At 68.8% G+C, this 19,001-nt stretch carries 12 protein-coding genes; 6 read left to right on the top strand and 6 right to left on the bottom strand.

What is annotated here, in order from left to right; genetic code table 11:
• Positions 1–50: 50 nt before the first annotated feature.
• A complete protein-coding gene (locus ACFW48_RS23840) occupies positions 51–2,972 on the top strand; it encodes a DEAD/DEAH box helicase (protein ID WP_386317654.1) in 2,922 nt (973 codons plus the stop codon).
• Positions 2,972–7,138, top strand: a complete 4,167-nt coding sequence (locus tag ACFW48_RS23835) for an Eco57I restriction-modification methylase domain-containing protein (RefSeq protein ID WP_386317652.1) — start codon at positions 2,972–2,974, stop codon at positions 7,136–7,138. The genes ACFW48_RS23840 and ACFW48_RS23835 overlap by 1 nt, the downstream gene beginning before the upstream one ends.
• Before the next feature lie 47 nt (positions 7,139–7,185).
• Here the strand turns inward: ACFW48_RS23835 and ACFW48_RS23830 are convergent, their stop codons facing one another.
• From ACFW48_RS23830 to ACFW48_RS23815, 4 genes are all read right to left on the bottom strand, one after another.
• A complete protein-coding gene (locus tag ACFW48_RS23830) occupies positions 7,186–7,377 on the bottom strand; it encodes a hypothetical protein (protein WP_386317650.1) in 192 nt (63 codons plus the stop codon).
• 14 nt (positions 7,378–7,391) lie between these two features.
• The gene (locus tag ACFW48_RS23825) at positions 7,392–8,240 is read right to left on the bottom strand and encodes a helix-turn-helix domain-containing protein (RefSeq protein WP_386317648.1); all 849 of its coding nucleotides are present in this window, start codon (positions 8,238–8,240) and stop codon (positions 7,392–7,394) included.
• Positions 8,241–8,668: 428 nt separating this feature from the next.
• Positions 8,669–9,148, bottom strand: a complete 480-nt coding sequence (locus ACFW48_RS23820) for a hypothetical protein (RefSeq protein ID WP_386317646.1) — start codon at positions 9,146–9,148, stop codon at positions 8,669–8,671.
• A 148-nt stretch (positions 9,149–9,296) separates the two neighbouring features.
• Positions 9,297–10,004, bottom strand: coding sequence for a hypothetical protein (locus tag ACFW48_RS23815; protein ID WP_386317644.1), 708 nt, complete (start codon positions 10,002–10,004; stop codon positions 9,297–9,299).
• Positions 10,005–10,264: 260 nt separating this feature from the next.
• On the opposite strand from ACFW48_RS23815, the gene ACFW48_RS23810 reads away from it, so the two are divergent.
• Both ACFW48_RS23810 and ACFW48_RS23805 read left to right on the top strand, forming a co-directional pair.
• Positions 10,265–12,697 carry an AAA family ATPase gene (locus ACFW48_RS23810; RefSeq protein WP_386317642.1) on the top strand — a complete coding sequence of 811 codons (2,433 nt, stop codon included), beginning with the start codon at positions 10,265–10,267 and terminating at the stop codon, positions 12,695–12,697.
• Positions 12,694–13,242: a hypothetical protein gene (locus ACFW48_RS23805; protein ID WP_386317640.1), complete on the top strand. Its 549-nt coding sequence runs from the start codon at positions 12,694–12,696 to the stop codon at positions 13,240–13,242. The genes ACFW48_RS23810 and ACFW48_RS23805 overlap by 4 nt, the downstream gene beginning before the upstream one ends.
• A gap of 31 nt (positions 13,243–13,273) precedes the next feature.
• Here the strand turns inward: ACFW48_RS23805 and ACFW48_RS23800 are convergent, their stop codons facing one another.
• The gene (locus tag ACFW48_RS23800; RefSeq protein ID WP_386317737.1) at positions 13,274–13,870 is read right to left on the bottom strand and encodes a hypothetical protein; all 597 of its coding nucleotides are present in this window, start codon (positions 13,868–13,870) and stop codon (positions 13,274–13,276) included.
• Positions 13,871–14,016: 146 nt separating this feature from the next.
• Between ACFW48_RS23800 and ACFW48_RS23795 the strand changes: the two genes are divergently transcribed.
• Together ACFW48_RS23795 and ACFW48_RS23790 are read left to right on the top strand one after the other, a co-directional pair.
• Entirely contained in the window at positions 14,017–15,882 is a 1,866-nt protein-coding gene (locus tag ACFW48_RS23795) for a DUF4357 domain-containing protein (RefSeq protein ID WP_386317638.1), read from the top strand.
• A complete protein-coding gene (locus tag ACFW48_RS23790; protein WP_386317636.1) occupies positions 15,879–17,090 on the top strand; it encodes an McrC family protein in 1,212 nt (403 codons plus the stop codon). The genes ACFW48_RS23795 and ACFW48_RS23790 overlap by 4 nt, the downstream gene beginning before the upstream one ends.
• 16 nt (positions 17,091–17,106) lie before the next feature.
• On the opposite strand, the gene ACFW48_RS23785 is transcribed toward ACFW48_RS23790, so the two are convergent.
• Entirely contained in the window at positions 17,107–18,765 is a 1,659-nt protein-coding gene (locus ACFW48_RS23785) for an N-6 DNA methylase (RefSeq protein ID WP_328312102.1), read from the bottom strand.
• Positions 18,766–19,001 lie beyond the last annotated feature (236 nt).

Genomic DNA, 19,001 nt, shown 5'->3' with positions numbered 1-19,001 from the left:
CCGCCCCGCCCGGCCGTGGAACCGGCTGACACCTCCGCGAGGAAGCCCCGATGAAGCACACCTACACCCCCGGCTCCCTGGTCACCGCCCGTGGCCGCGAATGGGTCGTCCTTCCCGACAGCGAGCCCGACCTGCTGGTGCTGCGTCCCCTGGGCGGCTCCGACGACGACATCTCGGCCGTCTTCCCCGCGTTCGAGCAGGTACGGGACGCCCAGTTCGCGCCCCCGTCCCCGGCCGACCTCGGCGATCAGCGGGCGGCCGGGCTGCTGCGCTCCTCCCTGCGGATCGGCTTCCGCTCCGGCGCCGGACCGTTCCGCTCCCTCGCCGGCATCGCCGTGGAGCCCCGCGCCTACCAGCTCGTCCCTTTGCTGATGGCCCTGCGGCAGCACACCGTACGGATGCTGATCTCCGACGACGTCGGAATCGGCAAGACCATCGAGGCGGGCCTGATCGCGAAGGAACTCCTGGCCCAAGGTGAGGCCAAGGGCCTGGCCGTGCTCTGTTCGCCCGCCCTGGCCGAGCAGTGGCAGGAGGAGCTGCGGACCAAGTTCGGCATCGACGCCGAACTAGTCCTCGCCTCCACGGTCTCCCGCCTCGAACGCGGCCTGGACCTCGGCCAGTCCCTGTTCGACCGGTATCCGCACGTCATCGTCTCCACGGACTACATCAAGTCCACCCGGCACCGCGACGACTTCGTACGGCACTGCCCCGACCTCGTCATCGTCGACGAGGCCCACACCTGCGTCGCCGCCGACGACACCGTCTCCACCCAGAACCAACTCCGCTACGAGCTGCTGCGGCGCATCGCGAAGGACCCGGACCGGCACCTGCTGCTCGTCACCGCGACCCCACACAGCGGCAAGGAGTCCGGCTTCCGCAACCTCCTCGGCCTGGTCCGTCCGGAACTGGCCGACGTGGACCTGGAGACGGACCGCGGACGACGGCTCCTCGCCCAGCACTTCGTGCAGCGCAAGCGTGGCGACGTACGCCAGTACCTCACCAAGGAGAGCGGGCTCGCCGACGACAGCCTGGCCGAGAAGACCGCGTTCCCCTCCGACCGTAAGTCCAAGGACGAGAAGTACAAGCTGTCTCCCGCCTACCGGGCGCTGCTCGACGACGCCATCGCCTACGCGAGCGAACGCGTCCAGGCTGCTGGTGAGCAGGGGCGGCGCGAGGCGCGTATCGCCTGGTGGTCCGCGATCGCCCTGCTGCGCTCCCTGGTCTCCTCGCCCCGGGCCGCCTCCCAGACCCTCTCGACCCGCTCGGCCGCGGCCGTCGCCGCCAGCGCCGAGGAGGCCGACCGGCTCGCCGCCCCGCTGACCCGGGACTCCGCCGACAGCGACGCCCTGGAGGGCCTGGACGCGGCTCCCGGCGCGGAGACCGACGGCGCCGGAGCCCGCCTGGCCGACCTCGCCGAACGGGCCGCCGCCCTGGAGGGTCCGGAAGCCGACCTCAAGCTCGCGGCTCTCGTCCGGCACCTCAAGGTGCTCCTGAAGGACGGCTACCACCCGATCGTCTTCTGCCGGTACATCCCGACCGCCGAGTATGTTGCCGAGCACCTGGAGAAGAAGCTCGGATCCAAGACGGTCGTCAAGGCCGTCACCGGCACCCTCTCCCCGCAGCAGCGCCTCACCCGCATCGAGGAGCTGGCGACACTCGCGGGCGACGACCCCGCCGCCCGCCGCGTCCTCGTCGCCACCGACTGCCTCTCCGAAGGCGTCAACCTCCAGCACCACTTCGATGCCGTCGTCCACTACGACCTCGCCTGGAACCCCACCCGCCACGACCAGCGCGAAGGCCGAGTGGACCGGTACGGGCAGAAGCGCGACGAGGTCCGCGTCATCACCCTGTACGGCATCGACAACGGCATCGACGGCAAGGTCCTCGAAGTCCTCATCGCCAAGCACCGTCAGATCCGCAAGGACCTCGGCATCTCGGTCTCCGTCCCCGACGAGGCGTCCTCCGGCGTGACCGACGCCATTGTCGAATGGCTCCTGATGCGCGGCCAACAGCCCGAGCAGGAAGGGCTGTTCGCCGTTGAGGAACTGAAGACGGTGGATGCGAGGGCCGCCGAGTTGGAACGCGAGTGGAACTCCGCCGCGGAACGCGAGACGACCTCCCGCTCCCGCTTCGCCCAGCGCGCCATCCACCCCGAGGAGGTCGCCCGCGAGGTCGCCGCCATCCGCGACACCCTCGGCCGTGCGGACGAGGTGAGCGGCTTCGTCCGGCACGCACTGGCCGCCCTCGAAGCACACGTCGTCGAAGCCGGCGACGGATCGGGCGACTTCACCGCCGAGGTCAGCGGAGTCCCTGCCGGACTGCGCGACGCCCTCGCCCCCGTAGCGGGCGCCGAGGCGGTCGAGTCCGGGCGGCCCATCCCGTTCCGCACCACGGCGGCCGTGGCCCGCGGCGAAGCCGCCCTCGTCCGCACCGACCCCGTCGTCGGAGCGGTCGCGGCCCACGTCCTCAACGCGGCCCTCGACACCGAGGCCGCCGGCCGTCGCCCCGCCCGGCGCTGCGGGGTGGTCTCCACGGAGGCCGTGACCGTCCCCACGACTCTGCTCCTGGTCCGCTACCGCTTCCACCTCACCCTGCCCTCCCGGCAGGGCAAACAGAGGATCGTCGCCGAGGACGCCCGCCTCCTCGCCTACCAGGGATCGGCGAAGAACCCGGTCTGGCTCCCCGAGGAACAGGCCCTGGACCTGCTCACCGCTGAGGCCGCCGAGAACACGGACGACTACTTCCAGGAACGGACGATGCGCCGCACCCTCGGACAACTGGACGCGGTACAGGACCACATGACGGCCTACGGCGACGAACTCGCCGCAGAGCTGCACGAGTCCCACCGGCGGGTCAGGCGCGCATCCGACGAAATCGTGCAGGGCCTGAAGGTGACCGCCCAGCAGCCCGCCGACATCCTCGGCGTCTACGTCTACCTGCCCCCGATCACCGCAGACGGAGAGGCCGCCTGATGTCCGCCACCACCCGCAACCAGGTCTTCTCCGCCGTCCACACCGTCGGCGGCCTGCTCCCCGCCGACATGCTCGTCCGCATCTCGGAGAGCAAGGAGGGCAGGGACGTCCCGGGTTCCGGCCCCGCCGACTACCACGTGACCGGCCCTCGGCGGTCGGTGCGCGACGAGGCCGAGCGCCACTGGGACTACCTCAAGGCCGTCTGGCGCGAACTCCGAGAGAAACTGCCGGTCAGCGCCGAGGCCGACCTGCCCGCCGACCCGACCGGCCTCGCCGTCGGCCAGTGGCTGGAGCCGCTCTTCAACGAGCTGGGCTTCGGCCGGCTCACCACGGTCGCGGTCGGCGAGTACCGGGCCGACAGCGACCCGGAACGCGTCTTCCCCATCAGCCACAGCTGGCACCACGTGCCCGTCCACATGGCCGCCTGGAACGCCCTGCTCGACAAACGGCCCGGCGGCGTGGGCACCGTACCCCCGCACTCCCTCCTCCAGGAGTGCCTGAACCGGCGGGAAGCCCACCTGTGGGGCGTTCTCACCAACGGCCGACAGCTGCGCCTGCTGCGCGACTCGAACGCCCTGGCCACCGCCTCGTACGTCGAGTTCGACCTCGAAGCCATCTTCGACGGTGAGCTGTTCAGCGAGTTCGTCCTGCTCTACCGGCTGCTGCACGTCTCCCGCTTCGAGACCGGCGAAGCGGGGGTGCCGTCCGCGTGCTGGCTGGAGCAGTGGCGTACGGAGGCGATCGCCTCGGGCACCCGGGCGCTCGACCACCACCGCGACGGCGTCCAGCGGGCCATCACCACTCTCGGCACGGGCTTCCTGCGCCACCCGGCCAACGCGGACCTGCGCGACAACCTGGACGCCGACCGCTTCCACGCGGCCCTGCTGCGCCTCGCCTACCGAATGATCTTCCTCTTCGTCGCCGAGGACCGCGAAGCCCTCCACCACCCCGACGCGAGCGACGACGCCCGCAAGCGGTACGCCAAGTACTTCAGCTCCGCTCGCCTGCGCCGTCACGCCCTGCGTCGCCAGGGCACCGCGCACGCCGACCAGTACGCCGCGCTGCGCATCGTCCTGGACGCCCTGGGCCGTGAGGACGGCCGGCCCGAGCTGGGACTGCCCGGCCTCGGCGGCCTCTTCGACGACATCGCCGCCGACGAACCCCTGCGGGACTGCGCCCTGTCGAACGCCTCCCTGCTGGAGGCGGTGCGCCACCTCTCCCGCGTACGCGACGAGAAGACTGCGCGCTGGCGGCCGGTGGACTACCGCAACATGGGCTCGGAGGAGCTTGGCTCCATCTACGAGTCCCTGCTGGAACTGGTCCCCAAGCACAGCGCCACCGAGCGCTCCTTCGAGCTGGTCAACCGGCTCGGCAACGACCGCAAGAAGACCGGCTCCTACTACACCCCCAGCTCGCTCATCGAGACCCTGCTCGACTCCACGCTCGACCCGGTGATAGACGATGCCCAGAAGCGTGGGGAGCAGGCCGCCACGGCGGCGGGCGAGCCCGACCCGTCGGAAGCGATCGTCCGCGAGCTGCTGTCGCTGACGGTCTGCGACCCGGCCTGCGGTTCGGGCCACTTCCTCGTAGCGGCGGCCCGCCGCATCGCCAAGCGGGTGGCGGCGGTACGCGAGAGCAACCCGGAACCGCCCCCCGTCGCCGTACGCACCGCCCTGCACGAGGTCGTCGCCCGCTGCGTCTACGGCGTGGACCTCAACCCGATGGCGGTCGAACTGGCCAAGGTCTCACTGTGGTTGGAGGCCCTGGAGCCGGGGAAGGCGCTGGGCTTCCTGGACGCGCACATCAAGCACGGGAACGGTCTGGTGGGCACCACGCCCACGCTGATGCTGGGCGGCATCCCGAACAAGGCGTTCAAGGCCGTCGAGGGGGACGACGAGAAGTACGCCAAGTTCCTGGAGAAGCAGAACGACCAGGAGCGCAAGGGCCAGAGCGGCCTTTTCGAGGTGGTCGTGGAGACGAAGGTCTCCAACACCGCCTTCGCCTCGGGTCTCCGCCGGATCATCGCTGCCCCGTCGGGCAACTTGCGGCAGGTACACGCCCAGCAGGCGGCGTACGAGAAGTGGCAGGACGAGAAGGAGTACGTCCACGCCCGGCACATCGCCGACGCCTGGTGCGCCGCGTTCATGTGGCGCAAGACCAAGGACGCCCCAGCCCCCGTCACCCACGAGGTGTTCCAGGCCCTGCGGGACCCCGAGGCCCGGTCGGCCTCGAAGGCGACCCACGACGAGATCGATGCGCTGCGCGACCTGTATCGCTTCTTCCATTGGCACCTGGAGTTCCCGGAGGTCTTCACGGTCCCGGAGCAGGCCGACGCGGCGACGGGCGACGCCGTGGACCCGGCCACGGGGTGGGCGGGCGGCTTCTCTTGTGTGGTGGGCAACCCGCCGTGGGACAAGGTCGACTTCGAGGACAAGAAGTACTTCAGCGTGGTCGAGCCGGCGATCGCGGCCATCGCGGGCACGGCGCGGCGTACGCGGATCGCGGAGTGGGAGGCCGAGAACGAGGAGGCCGGGAACGAGGAGGCGGGGAGGCGCTACCGGACGGCGCGGCGGGCGGTGAAGTCCACGTTCCTGTTCGCGGGGGGCTCGGGGGCGTTCCCGCTGTGTGCGAAGGGGCTGACGGCCAAGGGGGTCAACTCCCTTCAGACGGATCAGTTGTTCGCGGAGCGCTTCGCGACGATCGCCGCGCCCAGGAGCCGCTTCGGCTGCATTCTTCCCACGGCGATCGCGACCGGCGCGGGGTCGCAGTACCTGTTCAGCGACTTCACCCGGCGGGGGGCGGTGGCGGCGCTGTACGACTTCGAGAACCGCAAGCCGCTCTTCGTGGGGGTGCACGCCAGCTACAAGTTCTGCCTGCTCTCCCTGGCCGGAAGGGACCTACGCGAGCCTGCGGCCCGCTTCGCGTTCTTCCTGGAGGACCCGGCGGATTTGGATGATGCGGAGCGGGTGTTCGCACTCAGCCCAGAGGAGGTCGCCCTCATCAATCCCAATACGGGGACGCTGCCGATCTTTCGGACGCGGCGGGACGCGGATCTTACGGCGGCGATTTACCGGCGTATTCCGGTGCTGTGGAACGAGACAGAGCGGGGTGGCAATCCGTGGGGGATCACCTTCAAACGGCTCTTTGACATGACCGACGACTCCGACCTCTTCCGTACCCGCGAGAAGTTGGAGGGGGAGGGCTGGGAGCTGACCGGCAATGTGTTCGCGCAGGACGGGAAGCGGATGCTGCCCTTGTACGAGGGCAAGATGGCTCACCACTTCGACCACCGCTGGAACAGCTACTACGACACGGGCAACGAGGATCGCCGACGCCTCAACCTGGCGGAGAAGCAGGAGGCGTCGGCTGCCGCCATGCCCCGGTACTGGATCGCGGATGAAGGGCTCATCCCGACCACCAGGAAGGGCAAGGAGGTCGAGGTTCCTGGGATCGAGGTACGTCTGAATGAACTGGGCTGGGAGCGGGATTGGCTTTGCGGATGGAGGGATGTCTGCCGATCGACGGATGAGCGCACGGCAATTGCAACGTTCCTGCCGCGTACTGCCGTCGGGCACAAGTTCCCATTGATGCTCTCCACTGCATCGTCTGCCCTCGTCGCCGCGCTGATCGCTGCTCAGAGTTCTCTCGTTTTTGACTACGTGAGCAGGCAGAAGATCGGCGGCACCAGCATGGGGCTCTTCATCTGGAAGCAGTTGCCGGTACCGAGTCCAACCACAGTTGAGCCGCACACGCGATTTCTTACACCGAGAGTGCTTGAACTCCTTTACACAGCGCTTGACATGGGTCCTCTCGCCCGCGACCTCGGTGATACGGCCGAGCCCTTCCGCTGGGATGAGACCCGCCGAGCCCAGATCCGTGCCGAGTTGGACGCGTACTTCTTCCACCTCTACGGCGTCAGTCGCGAGGACGCGGACTACATCCTGGAAACCTTCCAGACCGAGCCCAAGGGCGGGCTCAAGCACAACGAGATCGCCAAGTACGGCCACTACCGCACCAAGGATCTCGTCCTCGCCGAGTACGACCGCATGGCCGCAGTCGGCGTAAGCCTCACCGCGCCCCTCGTGGACGGTGAGAACTACACCTCCACGCTCACCCCGCCGCCCGGCCACGGCCCGCGTCACCCCGCCGAGGTCGAGGTCGCTTGACGAGCGCGGTCCGGGCGGGCCCCATCGCTGATTGCCTGCCCGGACCGCTACAGCAGGTGATCGGCCTTGCCGGCCTTGATGTCCCGGATGAGGGTGCGCAGGGCCTCCCGTGTGTCCGTCAGGTACGTCTCCTCCTGCCCCGCGACCGCGATGTACGCATTGTCGTCGGCGTCGATGCCGACGCGGAAGCAGTTGGAACTCTCCGCGCAGAAGGGCTCTTCCCACGTGATGTCGGACACGGCGTGTTCTCCTGTCAGGCTTTGGCGAGGCCGAGTATGAAGTCGCGGGACTTGCTGGAGCTGAACGATGTTGCTTCCATCCAGTCCAGTTGGGCACGGTACTTGTCGAGTTGAGCGGGGGCATGGGTGAACCCGGGTCCGTGAGCGGAGTCGAGCTGCACTGTGTCGAGTTGGGGAACGATCCCTTCGGCGTAGACGAGCGCCTGCCCCGCTCCGGGGAACGCCCCGGAGGAGAACGGCACCACCCTCACGTCCACATGGCTCAGCTCGCTCATCTCGCACAGATGGTCCAACTGCGCTCGCATGACCTTCATTCCGCCGAACTCGATCCGCAGCGCCGCCTCATGGATATACGCGGTGTAGGAGATCGGCTCGGGTCGGTGGAGCACCTGCTGTCGTTGCAGGCGCAGCGCGACCCGAAGTTCGATCTCATGGTTCGACAGCGCTGGCAGAGCAGCGTTGCCCACGGCCCTCACGTACCCGTCCGTCTGAAGCAGGCCGGGCGCATGGAGGAATACTCCGGCCCGAACGGAGGCGGCATGCCACTCCAGTTCGGTGATATCGAGCAGCCCCGCCGGTAGTTGCCCTCGGTACGTCTCCCACCAGTCCTTCGGCCGTGGCTCGGCCATGGAGACAAGGGCTTCGACGTAACGCTCGTCGTTGCAGCCGTAGTTCGTCGCGAGTGTTCGAACTCGCTCCGACGTGACGGCGCGAACGCCGGACTCGATGTTCGAGATCTTCGCTCTGTCCAGCCCGAGCAGCCGAGCTGCGAACTCGGTGGTCTCGCCGGCGTCGTTCCTCATCCTGCGCAGTTCGGCACCGAGTCGCTTCTGGCGTTCACTGGGGACACTCCTTGGTGGCATGCGGTGATTCTTCCGGGTTGGCGAGGGGTCGGTGTGCCTGGGGTGCGGCCCGACGAGCACCACCAGGGGGCAATTCTCCGAACTGAGTGGTAAATGCCACCCATCGTGCTCTACCTTAAGTCACGCGACGCTCACGCAAGGCGAGAACGAAGAGCATCGCGCGAGCGCGCCCGTGTCCTCCTGCCCTGGGAGGGGGTGTGCCCGCGCCAGGGAGACGAGCCACCGCCCCGCCGCGTCGATGAAGCGTCCATGTGCCCGCGCAAGTCACCACCTCGTCGTTCTCCGACACCCCACTACCGAGCGGAGTCGTCATGCCCGAAAACCCCTCCAGCCCTGTACCGGCCACGTCTGGCGAACCTGCCGACCATGGTCACCCTGTTCCGGTCGGAGTCGGGGTGCGGTTCGCGTCCCCCGCCTACGCCCTCGGCTCACCGTTCGCGCTCCAGGCCGCTTCGAGGGTCACCCAGTGTCCGCCTCCCCCATCGAACCTCGCGGAGCCGTCCGCCTCCCACTTCGTCTACGGACTGACGCTCCCCTCGGCCGTCGGAACTCCGGTGGTCGCTCAGGAGGCGGTGGAGATCGTCCTTGACGTGCACGGTGTCGAGGATGCGCTGGTCGATCCGATGCTCGCTGTCGTCCACGAACTGGCCATCCATGCCTGCCGGTTCACCGGTGCGGGAGAGATGATCCATCTCGTGCTCCGTCGAACCGATGACACCCTCCAAGCCGTGGTGCACGACACGCACGCCCTTCACGCCCATCCCCGCCTCGCCGACCAATGCGCCGAACGGCGGAAGGTCTCTCTCGCGGTGGTCCGCGAACTGTCCGCGAGGCATCACGGGGAGTGGGGTTTCGCTGCCGCGCAGCCACCCGCTTCCGGTGGGTGTACCTGGGTCACGCTCGTGCACGTCCCGCGAATTCCTTCGGGGCCGGACGCTATCCCTGAGCGAGCGGCCTGACGCCACGCAGCCGTTCCGCCGCCGCCCTCGACGTCGTGGGTGCCCGCACGCGCCTCCGGGCACCAGTCGGCCGAAGGCGGCGCGGCGGCCGACGGAATCAGTTGTCGTCCCGCCGCCGTTCGTCCGCACACGCGAGCCACAGCGCGTAGGAGTGCCGCAGCTCGGCGAGGGCTTCCTCGTTCAGTGCCGGGTCGGAGACCGAGACGTTGGCCAGGCGCATGACGATCTCCGTCATGTGTTCGGTGACGACGGCTGAGCGGCGGGCGTGCGCGGCGGCGCGCTGGGCGGCGATCTTCTCCCGGGCGGCCATCATGTCGGTCAACGTGCCGTAGCCGGGCTGTTCGGCGTCGTACAGGGAGGGCACCCGAGGCAGCCCGGCCGCTGTGAGCGTGGGTACGGGATCGCGGTCGTCCGCCGGCGTCCGTACGCCCTCTGTCCCAGCGTCCTCCATGCCCAGGATGCGCAGAACGACCTGCCGCTCAGCCTCGGAAACGGCCACCTTGGCCGCCAGAGTGTCGAGTTCGTCGAGGATGCCGGGCACGGTACCGGAGTCCCCCTCGGTGAGGTGGTCTTCGAGTTCCCGCGCAAGGGCGTGAGCACGCTCGGAGGCCGCGTCGAGCAGCGAGTTGCATGCGTCGATCTCGGCGAAGGCGCGCTGGGCTGTCTGTAAGGCCATGTCGAGGACGTCGCCAGGCTCGCCCGTCAGCATGCGGGTGTGGTGGAGCAGGGAGCGTACGTGTGTACGCGCTGTCTCCAGCGGGTCGTGCTCCAGCTCTTCCTGCACCCCCTGCCATTCATCGGCCATGAGGTCTTCGGTTCCGTTCGGTCGGGTGGGCTGCACTTGTTGACCCCTTCTCGTACTTCGGTTCAGACGGGTTGCATTCGCGGGTTCTGGGCGAGTGGACCGCCTACGTGGCCACGTCGGGATCCATACCGTACACGTTTTCGAGTTTCTGAGCATCACGAAGTCTGTTGACATCGCCAACGTGCATCATGGAAGATCGGGGAGTGAACAGCGCGGCGGTCCCGTCGTGCTCTCCGTCTGATCGTGCAAGGAGCACCGCCATGACCGACGACACCCCTCTGCGTCAGCTGCTCGACGACCGCCTCACCGCGGGCCTCGCCGCCTCCGAACTGGCCCCGGAGGCAGCCGACCTGCTGCGCGGGATGCTTCCCGAGCCGACGCCGGAGAGCACCGGACGCGCCGGGCCCGTGTACCTGCGCTCCATCACGGCGGCGGGCTGGCGGGGCGTCGGCCCCGAGACCACGCTCGACCTTCCGCCCGGCCCCGGGCTGACCGTCGTCGCGGGTCGCAACGGCACCGGCAAGTCGAGCTTCGCCGAAGCCGCCGAGATGGCGCTGACGGGCTTCAACGCCCGCTGGGACGGGAGCAACGGCAAGGCTCGTACGGCGGTGTGGAAGGAGGGGTGGCGCAACCTGCACGACTCCACGGTCCCGACCGTCTCCGTACGGCTCACCCTGGACGACACCGGCGACCCGGTCACCGTGCGCCGCACGTGGTACGGGGCGAAGGTGGACGAGGCGCGCACGACGGTGGAGCGGGCGGACGGCACGGAGCAGAAGCTGGAGGAGAGCATCGACGCCTCGACGCTCTCCCTCTACCGCCCGTTCCTGCCGTACAGCGAACTGGGCTCGATGGTCGACGGGACGCTCAGCGCCCTGCACAACACCCTGGCCCGGTTCATCGGGCTCGGCCAGCTCGGCGACATCGACGACTGGCTCGCGGCCCGCATCAAGGAGTGCAAGGACGTCGAGAAGCGGCCCAGCGCCCTCAAGACCGCGGCCGTCGACGCTCTGACCGGACTCGACGACCAGCGTGCCGTCGAAGCTGCTCGGGCACTCGGCGGACGTACCCCCGATGCGGACGCCGTCCGCGCCCTGCTCGACCGGGACGCGGTCACCGACTCGGGTGCGGACGTCCGCCTCCGGGCACTCGCCACCCTGACCGGCCCCGACCAGCAGGAGGTCGCCGGGGCGCTGGCCCGGCTGCGGGAGGCGGCTGCCGCAGCCGAGGACGTACGGCACTCCGACGCCGAGGACGCGCGGCGGCTCGCCGGGCTGCTGGAGAGTGCCCTCGAACACCGTCGCCGCTCCCAGAGCGCCGACTGCCCCGTCTGTGGCACCGCGGACCGTCTGGACCGGGCCTGGGCGGACGGCGCGCGGGCGGAGATCGAGCGGCTCCAGTCGGAGGCGGCCGGGGCCGAAACGGCCCGCCGGGCGCTCGGCGCCGCGCGGCGTGCCGTCCACGACCTGGTGCAGCCGGTCCCCGACCTGCTGCGGGCGGAGGAGTCGGAACTGGCGGGCCTCTGGCGCGAATGGGCCCTGTGCCGGAGCCTGACCGACCCCGCCGAGCTGGCGAACCGCGTCGAACGCGTCGCCCCGACGCTGGGCGCGGCATGCCGGCAGACCAGCGAGGAGGCCGCCCGCAGGCTCACCGACCGCAACACCGCCTGGCGGCCCGCGGCCGTGCGGCTCGCCGAGTGGCTCGACGCGACGGAGAAGGCCGCGGAGGCGAAGGAGCAGCGCACGGAGACCGAAGCGGCCCGCTCCTGGCTCAGGAAGCTGACGGACGAGCTGAGGGACGAGCGGATGGCGAAGTTCGTCAAGCAGTCGCAGGGCGTGTGGAAGAAGCTCTGCGAAAGCAGCAGTGTGTCGCTCGGGTCCATCACGCTGAAGGGCACGGCCCGGCAGGGAAGTGTGCAGCTCGGCGTCTCCGTGGACGCCCACGAGGCGCCCGCATACAGCGTGATGAGCCAGGGCGAACTGCACTCGCTCGCCCTGTCGCTGTTCATCCCGCGCGCGACGCACGACGACAGCCCGTTCGGCTTCCTCGTCATCGACGACCCGGTGCAGTCGATGGACACGCAGAAGGTGGAAGGGCTGGCCACCGTCCTGAGCGAGTGCGCCCGCCACCGGCAGGTGGTCGTCTTCACCCACGACACCCGGCTGGAGCAGGCCATCTCCCACCTCGGCATCGAGGCGACGATCCTCCACATCTCCCGCGAGAGCGACTCCGTCGTCACCGTCGAGAAGAGGAGCGATCCCGTCAAGCAGGCGTTCCAGGAGGCCCGTGACCTCTCCTACGATCAGCATCTTCCCCAGAGCGTCGCCGACCGGGTGATTCCGGCGATGTGCCGGCTCGCCCTGGAAGTCGCCTGCATGGAGACCGCGCGCCGTACCCTGCGGGACGACCACGGCCTTGGCCTTGCGGAGATCGAGGAGCGTATCTCCCCGCTGGTGCGCACCAAGGAGCATGTGGCCCTCGCCCTCCTCGGTGACTCTTCCGGGAGGCCGCAGACGGTGGTCGAGAGCCTGTACGCCGGAGGATGGGCGCTGATCAACGAGCTCAACGAGGGCTCTCACCCGGGGCTGCCGACCCTGGACGACCGCAAGCAGCTCGTGACGCGTACGGAGAGGCTGGCCGGGGCGATCCGGCGTGGCCGGGGAACGGTCGTGTCGCAGGGCGGTGCCCGATGAAGGACAACGCCCGCGAACTCGTCTCCGCCGCCGAGGGCCTCCTGCGGCCTCCGGCGGGCACGGCGGGACCGCTCAGCCCCGGCGTACGGGCCCGCGCCGCCGCCATGCTGCTGCGCCTTGCTCTCGAACAGCGGCTGGACGACTTTTGGCACGGTGTGGCCCCTGGCATGACGCGCACCTCCAAGCACCGCATGCTGTGCCTGGAGGCGTACACGGACCGGGGGACCGCCCGGCGCTGGCGCCTCACCTGGTCCGCGCTCAGCGGTGTCTGCCACCACCGCGTGCCCGAACTGCCTCCCATGCCTGCCGAGATCCAGGCGCGTCTGCTGGAGGTGAACGCCCTGCTGGACGGACTCGACGGGGCGCCCACCGCCACGGCTGCCGTGGTCATCCCGGCTCCGGTCCCCCCGACCGTCCGGACCACGACACTGGCCGCGACTCCCGCCGTGCCCCCGGCGGGGGACCTGCGGGCGGGCCGCCCCGTACCGAAGCCCTGCCCGCCGCCGGGACGGCGGGTCGAACCTCCGGTCGTTGGCGGCCCGTGAACGTACCGGGAGCCGTCCGCGTCGTCTACGGCTACGACCGGACGAGATCCGGCAGCCAGCCGATGTGGCGCAGTGTCGGCGCGACCCGACTGAGCAGGAAGAACACGGCCGGCGTCTCGTCATCGTCCTGCGGGAAGAAGAGAGCGTGCTGAACGGAATCCGTGTCCTGCGGCTCGTCCAGGTCGATGAGCAACGGGTCCGGCCGCTCGAAGGCCACGTCGAGCACCACGCCGGGGCGATCGGTCAGCTCACGCAGATCGTCGAGACCGCACAGATCGACGAAGTCGGCAGTGGTGAACGTCTTCTTGAAGCTTGGGCGGTCGCCGGGGACGGCGACCCAGCCCATGATTCGCAGTTCCCCGTCGCGAAACCCGGACTCCTGGATACCGGCACGCCGCCGGTTGTGCAGGTTGGACAGCGGAGCAGGCATCTCCGGCACGACGGCGGGCTGGTACAGGACGAGATCACGCTCCCCGTTCTCCCACCGCGTGTCGTGGATCGTCAGACCGGGCCGGCCGGCCAACTGCACCCGCCACACCCCCGCCACGCCCCTGGACTGCACACCGGAACACGTGGCCGCGTGATCCTTCGGCGTCGTGCCGTCCCGTCGCAATGTGAGCTGATCCATGATGGTCACGGCGACTGTGTCCCTCCACCCGTGGGGTGACACACACCGTGCTCCCCTGGCGGGAGATTATGCGCTTAACTGCACCGAAAAATAGGGTTATTGGGAAAGGTGGCAATGCCTGTGCCGCCCGGAACGGGGGAGCGGACATGACCGAGACCGAAGACGGGACTCCCGGTTCGGGAGAGCCGCCGCAGTTCCTGCTGCGACTGCCGGGGTCGAGCGGGGTCGACCGGGCACGAGGGGTGCTGCTGGACGAGGTGGGGACCAACGGAAGCCGGAAATTCCGCATCCTGGCGGGCTCGCCCGCCCGGGACCGCGAGATGCCGTCCTTCTCCAAGCACTTCTCCGCCACGGCCAGGGTGCGGGAGATGATGAAGAAGACGGGTGTGCTGCGCCCGTCCACTCGCTGGCCAGGGTGGCTGGAGCTGGCCCAGGACGTCGACTGCGGGTCCCCGTCCTTCGCTGCGGGCGTACTGGTCGGGGCGCCGCGTAACGGCTGGGTGGACTGGAAGACGGAAGCGGGGGCGCCGCTCTCGGACTTCATGGAGGGGGTCTGGCCGGGTTCTGCCAGGGCCTGGCTCGTCCGGGGCTCCAATGTGTCCGGGGCCGATCTCGTCCAGAAGCTGTGGCTTCCCGAGGAGCGGGTTTCTCTCGCCGCCCCTCGCCTGCGCCAGGGGATCGGCCAGGGAACCAGCAAGGAGCGCCTGCGCACGGTTGTCGAGGAGGACTGGGGCACCACGGCCACGTACAACCAGAAGCTGGAACTCGTCGAGGAACTCCACGCGTTCCTGTCCCGGATGAAGCCCGGTGACACCGTGTGCACACTGTCCGGCGGCCGGCTCTACGTCGGTGAGATCACCGGCCCCGCCGAGCAGACCGCCTCCGACAACGGCCGGTCCAATCTGCGGAGGCCCGTCGAGTGGCAGAGCACTGGCCACCCGTACGACGTGCTGCCCGAGGAGATCCAGCAGCGGCTGTCCGTCCAGCACGATGTCGTGGACCTCACCACGGTTCAGCCGCTCATCGAGGGGCTCGGCCTCTCCGACGAGGAGCTGGCTGACGAGGCCGAGGCGATAGAACGCGACCCCAGCGGCACGACGCCCGCCCTCACCGCCCGGCGTGAGCTGGAACTCCCCGTGCCGGAACAGCCCCTCGCCGACGAACTGCTGGTGCACGACGTGGCCTGGCTGCGGGACATCCGCGACCTGCTGTGGGACGAACGGCAGCTGATCCTTTACGGCCCGCCCGGAACCGGCAAGACGTACACGGCCCTCAAGCTGGCCGAATACCTCGGCGGCGGGCCCGAGCAGGTGAAGCTCGTGCAGTTCCACCCCTCTTACGCCTACGAGGACTTCTTCGAGGGGTTCCGCCCTCGTGAGGACCCGGATACAAGGGAAGTCGCCTTCCGTCTCACCGCCGGCCCCCTGCGCGAGCTCGCAGACCTGGCGTCCCGCGAGGGTAACCGGCACATCCCGCACTTTCTGATCATCGACGAGATCAACCGGGCCAATCTGGCCAAGGTCTTCGGCGAGCTGTACTTCCTCCTGGAGTACCGCAACAAGTCGGTACGGCTCACCTACTCCGGCGACGACTTCGCGCTCCCGCCGAACCTCTTCGTCATCGGCACGATGAACACCGCCGACCGGTCGATCGCACTGGTCGACGCGGCGATGCGCAGGCGCTTCGCCTTCGTCGAGCTGTCACCCCGCACCGAGCCCACCAGCGGCCTGCTACGGCGCTGGCTCGACCGGGAGGGACTCGACACCCGGGCCGCGGACCTGCTGGACGCGCTCAACTCCCGTATCGAAGAAGCGGACTTCCGTATCGGTCCCTCCTACCTGATGAAGAAGGGGGCACACCGGCAGGGCGGTCTGGAGCGCACCTGGCGGACCAAGATCCTGCCGCTGCTGGAGGAGCATCACTACGGGGAGTCCTTCGACATCGAGAAGCGCTACGGACTCGATGCGCTGGCCCGGTCCATCGGCGACGGCGAATACGAGCCTTCGCCGTGACCACTGTCGAGTTGGCCGAGTACGGGCCGCCCGTCACTGTGCCTCTCCCGGACGAAGTCGGGCGCTCGCTCGCTGCCTCCAGGATCGTCGAAGCCGCACCCGATCCCTACCGGTCGGGCTGCTGGCGGCTGCGCGCCGGCGGCAAGGTCGGCGCGGTGGCCCTGAGGTCACCCGGGCACAGCGCCGTCACCCTCCGCATCGCCCCCAAGGTGCCGGTGGCGCGGCTGTTCTTCCTCATCGGTTACGCATCGAACCCCCACTTCCACCGGGACGGGGAGGTGAGTGTTGCCGAGCAGGACGAGCTGCTTCCCGCGCTGGCGCAGGGATTCGAGAGATCCCTCGAACGTGCCCTCCGGCAGGGAGTGCTCCAGGGATACCGGCACACGGAAGAGGCCGCACCGGTCGTCCGAGGACGTATCAGAGAAGCGGACCAGGTCAGGCGGCACCATGGGCGGGCGTTCCCGGTCGAGGTCGCCTACGACGACTACGGGACCGACATCGCGGAGAACCGGCTGCTGCGCGCTGCCACGGAGCGGCTGCTGACCCTGCCCAGGGTGCCCGACCGCGTACGCCGTCGGCTGCGCCACCACCGTGGCCGGCTGCTGGACGCACAGCCGCTGATCCCCGGCAGCCGTGATCTGCCGCAGTGGAGGGCGAGCCGGCTCAACCTCCGCTACCAGCCCGCGCTACGGCTGGCCGAGACGGTGCTGCGCGGCTTGTCCGTGGAGCATATGGACGGCCGGATCACCATCGACGGGTACCTCTTCGATACGCACAAGATCTTCGAGGACTTCGTCTGCATCGCACTGCGCGAGGCGCTGGCGCAATATGGGGGGCGCAGCGCACTTCAGGCGCAGGGCGTGCACCTCGATGAGGCCCAGGCTATTCGGATGCGTCCGGACCTGGTCTGGTACGGCAACCAGAGCATCCCACGAGCTGTCGCGGACGCCAAGTACAAGGCGGAGAAGCCCGAAGGATTTCCGGACGCCGACCTTTATCAGATGCTCGCCTACTGCACGGCGCTCGGACTCCGCGACGGTCATCTCGTCTATGCGAGGGGCTACGAGCCGAGCGCGACTCATCGGGTGCGGCACGCGGGAATCCGTATCCATCAGCACGCCCTGGCCCTGGAACAGTCGCCCGACGAGCTGCTGGCCGCGATCACGTCCATCGCCCGCTCGATGGTCGAAGGCGCGGTCGCGACGTGACCTACCCAGGAATCCGTCAGGCACCGTCCTCGGGAGGCAGAAGTGCCCCATTGGTGAGGCCGTCACGGGCAAGAGCGCTGACTTGTTCTGCCAGCCGGGTCACTTCGCCGATGTGCTCCTCGAACTCTTTGAGCGCACGGAAGGCGGCACCGTAACGGCGTTGCTCTTCCACGGCCATCTGCGGGATGCGCGCTCCCTTGACGTCGAGGCGATAGGAGCCGCTGCCACTCGTCGAACGACGATTGTTGGAAGCGCTGCGCAGGAACCCCCGTAGATACTCGGTGTCCAACTGCTCACTGGTAGAGGTTGGTTCAGCATCGGCGAGGTCGACGAGCCCAGCACGGGAGAGATCGGCCAGACTGATCGTCGCGCTGTCCAGTGTTCCCGGTCCTTCGCCCGCTGTGAGGGCGGGCAGCAATGCGGCCAATCGGTTGAGCCGCTCCTCGATGCCCCGTTGCAAGGCGCGGTACTCGGCGGGGAAGTCCTGCCGGGAAGCGTCCACGTGCGCGCTCGGCGTGAGGTCGACAGAGTCGTTCAGGAGATCGATCAGTGGTACGTCGGCGACTTGCTCGGCTGTCGGCTCCATGGGGCCATCGGGCGCATTGGCGGTGAGATCCACCATCCGCACTGAAGTCGCGCTGTCAGAGGGGCCGCTCGGGCGCTGCAGCACCCACAGATGCACCGGTTGAGCGTGTGATGCCACCATGCCGGGCGGGAGTGCCACGATCTCAGTAAGGAGGCCGCGCCGGACGATTTCGGCCCGAATGCGCCTGCCGGCCTTGCGGTAGGCCACGGAAGCGGGCATGACGACCACGGCCCGACCGCCTGGAGCGGTATGGGCGTAGCAGTGCTGGAGCCAGGCCAGATCCCCCTCCGCCTTGGAAGGCGTGCCCAGTTCCCAGCGGGCATCGAGGAGCAGCTCCTCCCGGCCCCAGTCCGGGCCGGCGGCCGGGGGGTCGCACAGGACAAGGTCGGCGCGCAGATCGGGCCAGCGGTCCTCGCGGAGAGAGTCCCCGATCTCGATGACGGTGTCCTGTGGCCCTGTGAGCTCGGCTCGCGCCTGGGCCAGCTCCCCAGCCGCTGGATCGATCTCCTGACCCCGGCGTACAGACCCCTTGGTGAGACCAACGGAAAGGAGGAGCGTGCCGATACCGCAGGCCGGATCGAGAATGACAGAGTCGTCGGGCACTGGTCCCACGAAGTGCCTCACGGCCTTGACCAGCCGCAACGACGTGACCTGGTCGGAGCCAGCACGTCGTGAGGAGTCCAGGAAGCGTTCGACCAGCTGGTCGATGACTCGGGCTGCTGATTCCTTAGCCGCCACCCTCGCAGCCAGATCGACCAGGTTGTCGTCCAGCCTGGAATCATCCTCGTGTGCGAGGAAGCGGGCAGCGCCCGCGATGCCTGCGACCATGTCGTCACCGAAGGCACCCCGCAGTGCTTGCCACAGGCGGACGTCGTCTGAAAGATCGGTGCCCTTCTGCTGCTTGGCCAGCCAGGAACGGACCTCGGTCAGCGAAAAGAGGGGCGTGCTCGTTCCACCGTCAGCAGGTGCTGGGAAGTCGCTGTACCGCCGCCTCCAGTTGGAGACAGCAGCACGTGTCACTCCCGCCAGCCTGGCAATCTCTGCACCAGTGATCAGTGAGTCGGAAGCCGGGGGAGTCGATTCCTTCATAGCTCCACCGTACACGCAATCGGGATAGAATCCGATAGTGCATGCGTTGGCGATGTCAACAAATCCATGGGGTGACTGGATAGGCGAGCGCTCGGCTCCCTGGCGCGACTTGCGTCCCGCGTGACCCCTCTTCGGCAGTTCCACCGGGTCTCTTCGGCTATCCGCCGTTGGATGGACTGCCCTCCACTGGCCTGGCAATCGAGCGGTGTGAGCGGTCACGAATTACGTGATCGTTC

The organism is Streptomyces sp. NPDC058812 (assembly GCF_042744565.1).
Classification (GTDB): Bacteria; Actinomycetota; Actinomycetes; order Streptomycetales; family Streptomycetaceae; genus Streptomyces; species Streptomyces thinghirensis.
The sequence above is the reverse complement of the archived record's forward strand: the minus strand, read 5'-3'. Positions and strand labels throughout refer to the sequence as shown.

Coding starts and splice junctions, on each gene's coding strand:
- ACFW48_RS23810 (WP_386317642.1), top strand. CDS start 10,265: ATGACCGACGACACCCCTCTGCGTCAGCTGCTCGACGACCGCCTCACC.
- ACFW48_RS23785 (WP_328312102.1), bottom strand. CDS start 18,765: ATGAAGGAATCGACTCCCCCGGCTTCCGACTCACTGATCACTGGTGCA.
- ACFW48_RS23840 (WP_386317654.1), top strand. CDS start 51: ATGAAGCACACCTACACCCCCGGCTCCCTGGTCACCGCCCGTGGCCGC.
- ACFW48_RS23825 (WP_386317648.1), bottom strand. CDS start 8,240: ATGCCACCAAGGAGTGTCCCCAGTGAACGCCAGAAGCGACTCGGTGCC.
- ACFW48_RS23800 (WP_386317737.1), bottom strand. CDS start 13,870: ATGGATCAGCTCACATTGCGACGGGACGGCACGACGCCGAAGGATCAC.
- ACFW48_RS23815 (WP_386317644.1), bottom strand. CDS start 10,004: ATGGCCGATGAATGGCAGGGGGTGCAGGAAGAGCTGGAGCACGACCCG.
- ACFW48_RS23795 (WP_386317638.1), top strand. CDS start 14,017: ATGACCGAGACCGAAGACGGGACTCCCGGTTCGGGAGAGCCGCCGCAG.
- ACFW48_RS23805 (WP_386317640.1), top strand. CDS start 12,694: ATGAAGGACAACGCCCGCGAACTCGTCTCCGCCGCCGAGGGCCTCCTG.
- ACFW48_RS23835 (WP_386317652.1), top strand. CDS start 2,972: ATGTCCGCCACCACCCGCAACCAGGTCTTCTCCGCCGTCCACACCGTC.